The organism is Pseudomonas sp. LB3P25, assembly GCF_054897985.1.
Genome location: NZ_CM142711.1, coordinates 6,578,498 through 6,591,615, shown reverse-complemented (window position 1 = coordinate 6,591,615; position 13,118 = coordinate 6,578,498). Strand labels below are relative to the sequence as shown.

Annotated in this window: 11 protein-coding genes; 10 read left to right on the top strand and 1 reads right to left on the bottom strand. The window is 60.8% G+C overall.

Annotated features, from left to right (window positions below; genetic code table 11):
- The first annotated feature begins 1 nt into the window (after position 1).
- Entirely contained in the window at positions 2-769 is a 768-nt protein-coding gene (locus tag ACYZTW_RS30435; RefSeq protein WP_462002957.1) for a TerB family tellurite resistance protein, read from the top strand.
- A gap of 104 nt (positions 770-873) precedes the next feature.
- Here the strand turns inward: ACYZTW_RS30435 and ACYZTW_RS30430 are convergent, their stop codons facing one another.
- Positions 874-1,866 carry an alpha/beta hydrolase family protein gene (locus ACYZTW_RS30430; protein ID WP_462002956.1) on the bottom strand — a complete coding sequence of 331 codons (993 nt, stop codon included), beginning with the start codon at positions 1,864-1,866 and terminating at the stop codon, positions 874-876.
- 73 nt (positions 1,867-1,939) lie between these two features.
- Between ACYZTW_RS30430 and ACYZTW_RS30425 the strand changes: the two genes are divergently transcribed.
- The 9 genes from ACYZTW_RS30425 to ACYZTW_RS30385 all read left to right on the top strand — a co-directional run bounded on the left by ACYZTW_RS30425 (position 1,940) and on the right by ACYZTW_RS30385 (position 13,073).
- On the top strand, positions 1,940-4,336 hold the full coding sequence (locus ACYZTW_RS30425; protein ID WP_462002955.1) for a PAS domain-containing sensor histidine kinase: 2,397 nt from the start codon (positions 1,940-1,942) through the stop codon (positions 4,334-4,336).
- Between the two features lie 141 nt (positions 4,337-4,477).
- Positions 4,478-5,107: a response regulator gene (locus ACYZTW_RS30420; protein ID WP_003210977.1), complete on the top strand. Its 630-nt coding sequence runs from the start codon at positions 4,478-4,480 to the stop codon at positions 5,105-5,107.
- Positions 5,108-5,450: 343 nt separating this feature from the next.
- The gene (locus ACYZTW_RS30415) at positions 5,451-6,575 is read left to right on the top strand and encodes an ABC transporter ATP-binding protein (protein WP_462002954.1); all 1,125 of its coding nucleotides are present in this window, start codon (positions 5,451-5,453) and stop codon (positions 6,573-6,575) included.
- Positions 6,576-6,624: 49 nt separating this feature from the next.
- Positions 6,625-7,668 (top strand): ABC transporter substrate-binding protein, encoded by a 1,044-nt coding sequence (locus tag ACYZTW_RS30410; RefSeq protein WP_282381942.1) that lies wholly within the window; start codon positions 6,625-6,627, stop codon positions 7,666-7,668.
- 279 nt (positions 7,669-7,947) lie between these two features.
- Entirely contained in the window at positions 7,948-9,195 is a 1,248-nt protein-coding gene (locus ACYZTW_RS30405; RefSeq protein ID WP_008147215.1) for an ABC transporter permease, read from the top strand.
- A gap of 12 nt (positions 9,196-9,207) precedes the next feature.
- Positions 9,208-10,032: an ABC transporter permease gene (locus ACYZTW_RS30400; RefSeq protein WP_056741317.1), complete on the top strand. Its 825-nt coding sequence runs from the start codon at positions 9,208-9,210 to the stop codon at positions 10,030-10,032.
- Between the two features lie 312 nt (positions 10,033-10,344).
- Positions 10,345-11,493, top strand: a complete 1,149-nt coding sequence (locus tag ACYZTW_RS30395; RefSeq protein WP_462002953.1) for an iron-containing alcohol dehydrogenase — start codon at positions 10,345-10,347, stop codon at positions 11,491-11,493.
- Positions 11,494-11,583: 90 nt separating this feature from the next.
- A complete protein-coding gene (gene rpe, locus ACYZTW_RS30390) occupies positions 11,584-12,258 on the top strand; it encodes a ribulose-phosphate 3-epimerase (RefSeq protein WP_008035979.1) in 675 nt (224 codons plus the stop codon).
- Complete coding sequence (locus ACYZTW_RS30385) at positions 12,255-13,073, top strand: phosphoglycolate phosphatase (RefSeq protein WP_462002952.1); 819 nt, start codon at positions 12,255-12,257, stop codon at positions 13,071-13,073. Before rpe ends, ACYZTW_RS30385 begins: the two co-directional genes overlap by 4 nt.
- Positions 13,074-13,118: the final 45 nt, after the last annotated feature.

The following is a 13,118-nucleotide window of genomic DNA, read 5'->3' as shown; positions in this document are numbered from 1 at the left end:
CATGCTGTGGCCAGGGACTCTGATTGGAGCCGGAGCGGGCTTTTACATAGCCAGCATTCCCGGGGCCATGCTTGGCGCCTTGTTGGGGCAGGTACTGGACCGGCACTTGCACATACAGAGCTGGGCGCACTTGCGAGAAAAGCTCGGTGGCCGCTCGGTGCTGCGCAATGATGAACTGCTGTTTGTGTTGTTGGGACGGCTGGCCAAGTGCGATGGACGGGTGGTGGAAGGCCACATCCAGCAGGCCCGTCAGGAAATGCGCTCGCTGGACATGACCGAGTCGGCCCAGCGCCGGGCAATTGCCGCGTTTAATCGCGGCAAGTCGGGAGATGACCGGTTGCGCGGTTACCTGCGCCGCTTGAGTAAACAACCTCATGCCGCCGAAGGCGTCTTGCGCGCCTGTTGGCGGATGATCTGGGCTGATGGCCGCGCCGGCAGTGCTGAACGAGCGCTGATCAGGCAGTGGGGTAAATGGCTGGGCTGGACGTCACAACAGGTGCAGGCTCTGGCGGCCGATTACGAGCAGCACAAGTTTGCACAGGTCAGCAGCGCGCTGACCTATCAAGATGCCCTGCGGCTTTTGGGCGTTTCGGCGACCAGCGAGCCGGCGCAGATCAAGCGCGCCTATCGACGCCTGCTGAGTCGCCATCACCCGGACAAGATTGCTGGCAGCGGTGCGACGGCGTTGCAAGTTCGCGAGGCCACTGACAAGACTCGTGAGCTGCATAGCGCCTACACATTGATTCGTGAGCGGCGGGATTTTCGGTAGGGCAGGCTCGCTCCCACATTGAATCTTCAGTGGACACAGAATGTGTGTACGACCGAGATCAACTGTGGGAGCGAGCCTGCTCGCGAATGGGGCGACGCGGTCTATCAGTCCGCCGCGTTCTGTGGATTCAACCAACCGCGGACCCGACGGAACAGTTGCTCTTGCTCTGCCTTGGTATTACCAGGCAAGGCCTTGAGCGAGACCTGACTGAACCCCGAAGTCTTCAATCGTTTGCTGGCCTGCAAGCGTTCCAGTGCCAGGTTGCGATCCAGCGGCTTATCCATATAGAAGATGTCTGCGGTGGGCAGCTTCAGGGTCGGTGTCAGTTCGGCCAGCTCTGGCTTGGCTTTCGTCGGCATCTGAGCGGCGACCATCACAAACTTCTCCACTTGCGAGGGCTGCTTCTCGCTCAGGTAGCGCGCGGCCCAGTAAGCGCCAGTACCATGCCCCAATATGACAATGCTGCGAGCGCTTTGCTGTTCGGCGTAGGCAATGGCGGCGTCGATGCGGGCGAAGATTCGTTCGGCGTCGGCTTTGGCCTGTTCCTCGGTGGTTTCGGCGATCGCCTTGTCCGCCACCTCCGCTTCACCGCCCGCCGCTTGTTCGATGGGCGCTGCGGTGGTGGAGTCTTTGCTGCCGGTGTCCGGGGCTTTTGGTGTGGGTGCCACTTCTGCGATACGCGGCGCAATGGCATCGCTTTGCAGGTCCGGCAAGGTGATACTCACGCTGCTCCACTCGGCGTCCGGCAATTTACGTCGCAATGGACCTATTGCTTGCGGCCAGTCAACGGTTTCGCCGGCGCCCGGGATGATAATCACCGCGCCTTTGGGTTCGGCGGTATTGGCCGGTTTCCACAAGGCCAGAAACGTGTCGCTGCCCGCTTGCAGTTGCTGCTGTTCCTGAGCAGGAATCTGTCGCTCAAGTGCAGACGCTTCTTCCTGACTACGCTCAAGCAGCGGCTGGCGCTCGACCGGTTTTTCTTCGGCGGGCGTTTCCGTTGCGGCAGGTACCGGGTCGGCGGCCTCGACGGAAAAGGCGCAAGGCAGGATCAGCGACAGGCACAATGCTGGCAGTGCCAGGCGGTAGACAGGGGGCATCGGATATTCCAGGCCAGAAGTTATTCCGGCAGCCTAATGGGTTGGTCAGTATTTGTCAGTGTGTGAGACTTCGATGATGCGTTTTCGCTGCCTGTGGGTTATCGGCTGTTTGTGGTTTCCCTTGATGGGCTGGGCGGCTCCCGCGCCACCGGCGCATGTCGCGCAATTGTCCGCGGGCCAGCGCCAATGGCTGGCGCAACATGGCGAATTGCGCGTGGGGCTGGTGTTGCAAGTGCCCTACGCCCAATACGATCGTCGCTTGCAGCGATTGTCCGGGGTCAATGTCGAGCTGATGAAGTGGTTGGCCAAGGCGCTTAAAGTCGAGCTGAGCTGGCGTAACTTTCCCGACCTGGCGCAGCTGGAAGACGCCGCGCGAGAGGGTGAAATCGACATCGCTCCGGGGCTGACCCAAACACCCGGTGGCTTGCGTCTCTGGCAGTTTTCCGACCCGTATATGCGGGTGCCGCAACTGGTGGTCAGTGACCAGAAAAGCACCGGCGTGGTAGAGCTGGAAAAACTCGACAGCCAGACCCGCGTTGCCGTGCGCATGCCCGGCGCCACCGCCGATTACCTGCGCAGCAACTACCCGCATCTGAACCTTCAAGGCGTACCGATCGAGCGCCAGGCACTGCAACTGTTATTGAGTCAGCAGGCCAGTTACGCCGTGGTCGACGAAGCGCAGCTGGGACGTCTGTCTGCCGAGCCGGAATTCGCCGGGCTGGTGGTGGTGGGAGACATCGGCTTGCCGCAACTGTTGCGGGTGGCCACGCGCCGGGATTGGCCGGAACTGGCCGGCATCGTCGAAAGCGCGTTGCGGGCGATCCCGGCCAAAGACCTGGAGCAACTGCACAACCAATGGCTGCAACCCAAATACCCGCGGCTGACCGAGTCCCCGGGGTTCTGGCAAAACCTCTGTCTGTTGTTGGCGGTGTTGATGCTGAGCAGCATGGCCATCGTGTTCTGGCAGCGTCGGCAGCAGCACAGTCTTGAGCATCGTTTGCTGGCAGCGCGCGAAGACATTGCCCTGCGTGTCGCCAGCGAAGAAGCCTTGAGCCTCACCCAGTTTTCCATCGACCAGAGCACCGTTGGCATCCTTTGGGTCAACTGGGACAGTCATGTGCGCTACGCCAATCGCGCGGCCGAAACCATGCTGGGTTATCCGGCGGGCGGGATCATTGATCGGCCGCTGATCGACTTCGAGCCCGGCTTGTACATGGATCGCTGGTTGAACCTGTGGAAACGCGCCCGGGCCAGTGAGGACAGCCCGCAAAGTTTCGAAACCAACTGCGTGCGGGCCGATGGCAGTAATCTGCCGGTGGATGTTTCGCTGAGCTTTTTGCGGTTTCGCGACGGCGAATACCTGGTGGTTTACCTCAACGACGTCACCGAGCGCCGTCGTGCATTGGCCGCGTTGCAGGAAAGCGAAGCGCGTCTGCAAGGGATCGCCGCCAACGTTCCAGGACTGGTCTTTCGTCTGGAGCGGGCGCCGGTGACGGGGCAGATCGATTTTGCCTACATCAGTGAAGGCAGCGAGAGCCTGGTGGGTTACGCACCGGCCACCCTGGCCCATCGCGACAAAGGCCTGCGCAGCCTGGTGCACCCGGACGACAAGGCCAGTTACCACCAAACCCAGGACCATGCGCTGGATACGGACAGTGACTGGTCGTGGCAGGGACGGATTCTCACCCGTTCGGGCGAACAACGCTGGGCCGAGATCAAGGCCATCACCCGCCGACTCGAAGACGGCGCCTATGTCTGGGACGGGATCGTCTGGGACATCAGCGAGAGCAAGCGCATCGAACTGGAACTGGCCAGCTCTCGCGAGCAGTTGCGTGAGTTGTCCGCGCACCTGGAGAGCGTGCGGGAAGAGGAAAAGGCCCGCATCGCCCGGGAAGTTCACGACGAACTGGGTCAGATGTTGACCGTGCTCAAACTGGAAACGTCGATGTGTGAACTGGCCTACGCCCAGCTCGACCCCGGCCTGAACGAACGCTTGAACAGCATGAAGCGACTGATAGCGCAGTTGTTCCAATTGGTACGCGATGTGGCCACGGCGCTGCGGCCGCCGATTCTCGACGCCGGCATTGCGTCGGCCATTGAATGGCAGGCCCGCCGATTCGAGGCGCGCACGCAGATTCCGTGTCTGGTGCAGGTGCCGGAGAATCTGCCGGTGCTCAGTGATGCCAAGGCGATTGGCCTGTTCCGGATCCTTCAGGAAGCGCTGACCAATGTCATGCGCCATGCCCAGGCGCATACTGTCGAACTGACATTGGCGCTGGAAGGCGACGAGTTGTGTCTGACCGTCAGCGATGATGGCGTAGGATTTGTCCCTGTCACAGGTAGGTCAACATCCTTCGGGGTGGTCGGCATGCGCGAGCGAGTGTTGATCATGGGCGGGCAGTTGTCGCTTGAGAGTGAACCGGGTGAAGGCACGACCCTGAGTGTGCGAGTGCCGTTGGATGAGGCCTGATGGCTTCGTGGTGTTTGGGCTGACGCTTTCGCGAGCAGGCTCGCTCCCACAGGGATTTGGTAAATGCACAAATCTATGGAACACCGAAGTCCAATGTGGGAGCGAGCCTGCTCGCGAAAGATCTTGAATCTGGAGAAGTCTGTGATCCGTGTACTGGTAGCCGAAGACCACACCATCGTCCGCGAAGGCATCAAGCAATTGATCGGCCTGGCCAAGGATTTGCTGGTGGTAGGAGAGGCGAGCAATGGCGAGCAGTTGCTCGAGACCTTGCGCCATGTTCCCTGCGAAGTGGTCTTGCTGGACATCTCCATGCCCGGGGTTAACGGCCTGGAGGCGATTCCGCGGATTCGCGCGCTGAACAATCCGCCGGCGATTCTGGTGTTGTCGATGCACGACGAAGCGCAAATGGCCGCCCGTGCGTTGAAGGTCGGCGCCGCGGGTTATGCGACCAAGGACAGCGATCCGGCACTGCTGCTGACGGCGATCCGCAAGGTCGCAGCGGGCGGGCGCTACATCGACCCGGACCTGGCCGACCGCATGGTCTTCGAAGTCGGCCTGACCGATTCGCGGCCGCTGCACTCGTTGCTGTCTGAGCGCGAATTCTCGGTATTCGAACGCCTGGCCCAGGGCGCCAACGTCAACGACATCGCCCAGCAACTGGCCTTGAGCAGCAAAACCATCAGCACCCACAAGGCGCGGCTGATGCAGAAACTCAACATCACCTCCCTGGCGGAACTGGTGAAGTACGCCATGGAGCACAAACTTCTCTAAAGCCCACCACCGTCCCAATGTGGGAGCGAGCCTGCTCGCGATAGCGGCGTGTCAGTCGGCATAGCTTTGCCTGATTCACCGCTATCGCGAGCAGGCTCGCTCCCACAGGGATCTCGTCGTCATATCCGTTTGCGACATCCTGAAAAGCTACTTTTGCCAGTTCTTGCGGCTTGTAGCTTCAGACTAGCCACCGCCCCTATCCATCCCCGCCATCCGTGTAGGGCAATCCCTACCCCCAACCTTCCATCCGGCTGAGGCCATTCTCTCCTGCGCCCCGATTTGCGTGGTCGGCAGCGTCCACTAGGCTTAGTCCACAGCAGTCATCAACAACAAAGGTGTGGGTATGAGCCAGGTCGATTCAAGCGCAGGGGCCAATGACATTCTGGTCAGCTTTCGTGGAGTGCAAAAAAGCTACGACGGCGAGAACCTGATCGTCAAAGACCTCAACCTGGAGATTCGCAAAGGCGAATTCCTCACCTTGCTCGGCCCGTCCGGCTCCGGCAAGACCACCAGCCTGATGATGCTCGCCGGTTTCGAAACGCCGACCGCAGGCGAAATCCAGCTGGCCGGGCGTTCCATCAACAACGTGCCGCCGCACAAGCGCGACATCGGCATGGTGTTCCAGAACTACGCGTTGTTCCCACACATGACCGTTGCCGAGAACCTGGCGTTCCCGCTGACCGTGCGCGGCCTGAACAAGAGCGACGTCAGCGACAAGGTCAAAAAAGTCCTGAGCATGGTTCAGCTCGACACCTTCGCCCAGCGTTATCCGGCACAACTGTCCGGCGGTCAGCAGCAGCGTGTGGCCCTGGCCCGTGCCTTGGTGTTCGAACCGCAACTGGTGCTGATGGACGAACCCCTCGGCGCACTGGACAAACAACTGCGCGAACACATGCAGATGGAGATCAAGCACCTGCACCAGCGCCTCGGCGTGACTGTGGTCTACGTGACCCACGACCAGGGCGAAGCCCTGACCATGTCCGACCGTGTGGCCGTGTTCCACCAAGGCGAGATTCAGCAGATTGCGCCGCCGCGCACCCTCTACGAAGAGCCGAAAAACACCTTCGTCGCCAACTTCATCGGCGAGAACAACCGCCTCAACGGCCGCTTGCACAGCCACACCGGCGACCGCTGCATCGTGGAACTGGGTCGCGGTGAGAAGGTTGAAGCCCTGGCCGTTAACGTCGGCAAGACCGGCGAACCGGTCACGCTGTCGATTCGCCCGGAACGCGTGAGCCTCAACGGCTCCAGCGAGTCCTGCGTGAACCGCTTCTCAGGGAGGGTGGCGGAATTCATCTATCTGGGCGACCACGTCCGGGTTCGCCTGGAAGTCTGCGGCAAGACCGACTTTTTCGTGAAACAACCGATTGCCGAGCTCGATCCCGCGCTGGCTGTCGGCGACGTGGTACCGCTTGGCTGGCAGGTCGAACACGTTCGCGCGCTCGACCCACTTCTAGAGGCGAACTGATCGCCCCCTGCTACACCAACACCAACCCTGCACGTGGAGAGAACAATAAATGTTGAGATCCCTGAAATTCACCGCTTTGGTCATGGGCATGATCGGGGCAGCACACGCGATGGCGGCGGGCCCGGACCTGACCGTGGTGTCCTTTGGCGGGGCGAACAAGGCGGCGCAGGTCAAAGCCTTCTACGCACCGTGGGAAGCGGCAGGCAACGGCAAGATCGTGGCGGGCGAGTACAACGGCGAGATGGCCAAGGTCAAAGCCATGGTCGACACCAAGAGTGTGTCTTGGGACCTGGTAGAAGTTGAATCGCCAGAACTGTCCCGTGGTTGCGACGAAGACATGTTCGAGCAGCTTGATCCGAAGTTGTTCGGCAAGTCCGAAGACTACGTCAAAGGCGCCATCCAGCCATGCGGCGTGGGCTTCTTCGTGTGGTCGACCGTGCTGGCTTACAACGCCGACAAACTGGCTTCCGCACCGACCAGCTGGGTGGATTTCTGGGACACCAAGAAATTCCCGGGCAAACGTGGCCTGCGTAAAGGCGCCAAGTACACCTTGGAATTCGCTCTGATGGCCGACGGCGTTGCGCCGAAAGACGTCTACAAAGTACTGGCCGGCAAGGATGGTCAGGACCGCGCGTTCAAGAAGCTTGATGAACTGAAGCCAAGCATCCAGTGGTGGGAAGCCGGCGCACAACCGCCGCAGTACCTCGCTTCCGGTGACGTGGTCATGAGCTCGGCCTACAACGGCCGGATCGCAGCCGTGCAGAAAGAAAGCAACCTGAAAGTCGTGTGGAACGGCGGCATTTACGACTTCGACGCATGGGCCATTCCAAAAGGTCTGGACAAGGCACGGGCTGAAGCGGCGAAGAAGTTCATCGCTTTCTCGGTGCAGCCGCAGCAGCAGAAGACCTACTCGGAAAACATCGCCTACGGCCCGGCCAACATCCAGGCCGTACCGTTGCTGGCCAAGGATGTCCTGAAAGACATGCCGACCACCCCGGAAAACATCGCCAACCAGGTGCAGATCGACGTCAGCTTCTGGGCTGACAACGGTGAGCAACTGGAACAGCGCTTTAATTCCTGGGCAGCGAAGTAACCAGAGGGCTCGCCCTCCTGTGAGGGCGAGCTTTGTGATGGGGAATTGTGTGGTGAAGAGATGTATGTGGCGAGGGGATTTATCCCCGTTGGGTCGCGAAGCGGCCCCAAAACCTGCGACTAAGGAGTTTCAGGTACACCGCATTCATCGGATTTGCGACTGCTACGCAGCCGAACGGGGCGGTGCGGCGTCCCGCTAAATCCCCTCGCCACACAAGCTCGCTCGCCACAAAAGCCCGCTCCCACATTAACGATCGATCAAAGATTTCCGGAGTACGCCATGGCCACCGCCATTCCCCTGAACGCGGGCACTGACCCCACCTTGAAGCAGCGGCTCAAGCACGCCGAGCGGATCAACCGCTGGAAAGCCCAAGCCTTGATCGCGCCATTGGTGTTGTTTCTGTTGCTGGTGTTTCTGGTGCCCATCGTGGCGCTGCTCTACAAAAGCGTCGGTAACCCGGAAGTGGTCGGCGGCATGCCGCGCACCGTGGCGGCCATCGCCAGTTGGGATGGCCGTGGCCTGCCCGCTGAACCGGTTTACAAGGCAACCAGCGAAGACCTCGCTGAAGCCCGCAAGAATCAGACCTTGGGCGACCTGTCCAAGCGCTTGAACATGGAGTTGGCCGGCTACCGCAGCCTGCTGACCAAAACCGCACGTGCCTTACCGTTCGCCACCGAACCGGCCTCCTATAAAGAAGCGCTGGAAGGTCTCGACGAGCGCTGGGGCGACCCGGCCTACTGGCAAGCCGTGCGCCGCAACACCAGCAGCATCACGCCTTATTACTTGCTGGCAGCGGTTGATCACCGTATCGACGACCTCGGCGAAATCGCCCCGGCCACGCCCGATCAGGCGATCTACCTCGACATCTTTGCCCGGACGTTCTGGATGGGGCTGATCATCACCGTGATTTGCCTGCTGCTGGCTTATCCGTTGGCCTACCTGTTGGCGAACCTGCCGTCACGGCAAAGCAACCTGCTGATGATTCTGGTGCTGCTGCCGTTCTGGACCTCGATCCTGGTGCGGGTCGCCGCGTGGATCGTGTTGCTGCAATCGGGTGGCTTGATCAACAGCGGCCTCATGGCGATGGGCATCATCGATAAACCGCTGGAGCTGGTGTTCAACCGCACCGGGGTTTACATCTCCATGGTGCACATCCTGCTGCCGTTCATGATTCTGCCGATCTACAGCGTGATGAAAGGCATCTCGCCGACCTACATGCGTGCGGCGATTTCCCTCGGCTGCCACCCGTTCGCCAGTTTCTGGCGGGTGTACTTCCCGCAGACCTATGCCGGTGTCGGCGCCGGTTGCCTGTTGGTGTTCATCCTCGCCATCGGCTACTACATCACCCCGGCGTTGCTGGGCAGCCCGAACGATCAGATGGTCAGTTACTTCGTCGCCTTCTACACCAACACCAGCATCAACTGGGGCATGGCGACCGCACTCGGAGGGCTGCTGCTGTTGGCGACCGTGGTGCTTTATCTGATTTACAGCTGGCTGGTGGGCGCCAGTCGCCTGCGCCTGAGCTAAGGGGAGAACGAAATGCTGAGTCCTTATATGTCGCCCATTGAGCGGGTGTGGTTCTACAGCTTGCGCATTCTCTGCGGGCTGGTCCTGTTGTTCCTGATCCTGCCAGTGCTGGTGATCATCCCGCTGTCGTTCAACTCCGGGAGTTTTCTGGTGTACCCGCTGCAAGGCTTTTCGCTGCACTGGTACCAGGATTTCTTCGCTTCGGCCGAGTGGATGCGCTCGCTGAAGAACAGCATCATCGTCGCTCCGGCGGCGACTGTTTTGGCGATGATCTTCGGTACGCTGGCGGCGATTGGCCTGACGCGGGGCGACTTCCCCGGCAAACCGCTGGTGATGGCACTGGTGATTTCGCCGATGGTGGTACCGGTGGTGATCATTGGTGTGGCCAGTTACCTGACCTTTGCCCCACTGGGATTTGGCAACAGCTATATCTCGCTGATCGTCGTGCACGCCGTATTGGGTGTGCCGTTTGTGATCATCACGGTGTCGGCGACGTTGCAGGGGTTTAACCAGAACCTGGTGCGGGCCGCTGCAAGCCTTGGGGCTTCGCCGCTGACCGCGTTTCGTCGGGTGACCTTGCCATTGATTGCGCCGGGCGTGATTTCCGGTGCGCTGTTTGCCTTCGCCACCTCATTCGATGAAGTGGTGGTGACGCTGTTCCTCGCAGGTCCCGAACAAGCGACCCTGCCACGGCAGATGTTCAGCGGCATCCGCGAAAATCTCAGCCCGACCATCGCGGCGGCTGCAACGCTGTTGATTGCCTTCTCGGTGATCCTGCTGCTGACCCTGGAATGGCTGCGCGGCCGCAGCGAAAAACTGCGTACCGCCCAGGTTTAGTGGCGAGATGGAGAGCCACCCCTCACCCCAGCCCTCTCCCCAGTGGGGAGAGGGGGAAAGGGGGCTGATCTTCAAGCTTTTCAAAATCTGAGTTCGACTCAGAATTTTCAGATCGATGTATAGCGAAAGACACCTCGGTCAGTCCCCTCTACCCCCTGGGGAGAGGGTTAGGGTGAGGGGCGGATCCAACTGACCCACCCAATACTTATCCACCGCCGCAAACCAACCGATCATTCACCCCCCGAATAGCAGACAATCCCAAATCCCCAGCTACTCTTGTGCCCAGCTCCCCCATTATAAGAGGCTGCGCACATGAGTCTTTCCTCTTTCAAAATCGCTCACAAACTGATCACCGGCGCAGGTGCCATCGAGCAACTGGCGGCTGAACTGACACGCCTGGACATCGACAACCCGCTGATCGTCACTGATGCCGCACTGGTCAAGTCCGGCACGGTCGAGCTGGCGCTGGCGCAGATGGGCGACCGAACCTACGAAATTTTCGACCGTGTGCTGCCAGACCCGGAAATCGCCATCGTCGAAGACTGCATGCGGGTCTACCGCGAGGGCGGGCACGACGGACTGATCGGCCTGGGCGGCGGCAGTGCCATCGACATTGCTAAAAGTGTCGCAGCCTACGCCGGTTATCACGGGGCGCTGGAGGATCTGTTCGGCATCGATCAGGTACCGCGCAAAGGCCCGCCGCTGATCGCCATCCCGACCACCGCCGGCACCGGCTCGGAAGTCACCAACGTGGCGATCCTCTCCGACAAGGTTGCGCAGCTGAAAAAAGGCATCGTCAGCGACTATCTATTACCGGACGTGGCGCTGGTCAGTCCACAAATGACCCTGACTTGTCCGCGCAGTGTCACGGCTGCCAGTGGCGTCGATGCACTGGTGCACGCCATCGAATCCTATCTGTCGCTGAACGCGTCACCGATTACCGACGCGCTGGCCATCGGCGCCATCAAGCTCATCGCCAGGGCGCTGCCCAAGGCCTACGCCAATCCGTCCAGCCTTCAAGCCCGCGAAGACATGGCCACCGCCAGCCTGATGGCCGGTATGGCGTTCGGCAATGCCGGGGTCGGGGCGGTGCACGCGCTGGCGTATCCGCTGGGCGGGCGTTTCAACATTGCCCATGGTGTCAGCAACGCCTTGCTACTGCCGTATGTCATGACCTGGAACAAAATGGCCTGCGTGGAGCGCATGCAGGATATCGCCGAGGCCATGGGGGTGAAGACCGCTCATCTGAGCGCCAACGACGCGGCGGACAAGGCCGTAGAGGCGATGACCGAGCTGTGTGCTGCGGTGGAAATCCCGCCGGGCCTGCGCAGCTTCGGCGTTCCCGAAGACGCCATCCCGGCCATGGCCGTGGAAGCGGCGGGAATCGAGCGCCTGATGCGCAACAATCCGCGCAAATTGAGTGCCGTCGATATCGAGAAGATCTACCGAGCGGCTTACTAGAGCGGGTCAATCATCGCGGCCACGGTGCGCGGGTCAAAGCATGAGGTATACAATGCGCGCCATCGTGATTCTGCTCAAAAAAGGTGCGTCATGCAGCCCTTCGTAATTGCTCCGTCGATTCTCTCCGCCGACTTCGCCCGCCTGGGTGAAGAAGTGGACAACGTCCTGGCCGCTGGCGCCGACTTCGTGCACTTCGATGTCATGGACAACCATTACGTGCCGAACCTGACCATCGGCCCGATGGTGTGTGCCGCGTTGCGCAAGTACGGCGTGACTGCGCCGATCGACGCGCACCTGATGGTCAGCCCGGTGGACCGCATCGTCGGTGACTTCATCGAAGCCGGCGCGACCTACATCACTTTTCACCCGGAAGCCACGCAGCACGTCGACCGCTCCCTGCAACTGATCCGCGAAGGTGGCTGCAAGTCGGGCCTGGTGTTCAACCCGGCGACCCCGCTGGACGTACTCAAGTACGTGATGGACAAGGTCGACATGATCCTGCTGATGAGCGTCAACCCGGGCTTCGGCGGGCAGAAGTTCATCCCCGGCACCCTCGACAAGCTGCGTGAAGCGCGGGCGCTGATCGATGCTTCCGGGCGTGATATCCGCCTGGAAATCGACGGTGGCGTGAACGTGAACAACATTCGTGAAATCGCCGCGGCTGGCGCTGACACCTTCGTCGCCGGCTCGGCGATCTTCAATGCACCGAACTACCAAGAGGTGATTGAAAAGATGCGTTCCGAACTGGCGCTGGCCCGTCCATGAGTGGCTTTGAGCAGCTGTTCCCGGGGTCTCTGCCGCGGTTGGTGATGTTCGATCTGGATGGCACGCTGGTCGATTCGGTCCCCGACCTCGCAGCGGCTGTGGATAACATGCTGCTCAAACTCGGGCGTCAACCTGCTGGCATCGAATCGGTGCGTGAGTGGGTGGGCAACGGCGTGCACGTACTGGTACGCCGGGCCTTGGCCAACCACATCGACGCCGAGGGTGTCGATGAGGTCGAAGCCGAGCATGCCCTGGAGCTGTTCAACGGCTTTTATGAGGACGGTCACGAGCTGACGGTGGTTTACCCCGGCGTGCGCGACACCCTGAAATGGCTGCACAAGCAGGGTGTCGAGATGGCGCTGATCACCAACAAACCGGAGCGCTTCGTCGCGCCGCTGCTGGATCAGATGAAAATCGGTCGTTATTTCCGCTTGATCATCGGCGGCGACACCCTGCCACAGAAAAAGCCGGACCCGGCAGCGCTGTTTTTCGTGATGAAAATGACCAACATCCCGGCGTCGCAATCCTTGTTCGTCGGCGATTCGCGCAGCGATGTGCTGGCGGCAAAAGCGGCGGGGGTCAAATGCGTGGCACTTAGTTACGGCTATAACCATGGCCGGCCGATTGCCGAAGAGTCGCCGGCGCTGGTGATCGACGATCTGCGCAAGTTAATTCCCGGTTGCCTGGATCCGGCCGCTGAGATAACGTTGCCCGACGCTGTTCAACCCCCTTCTGGAAACGCCATCGTGGTGGTCACTCGCAAACTCTGGATGAAAGTCATCAAGGCCCTGGCCCGCTGGCGTTGGCGCGCCTGACTTGTTCCTGGCCGGCATACCGGCGCGTTTGCATACCTGACTGTT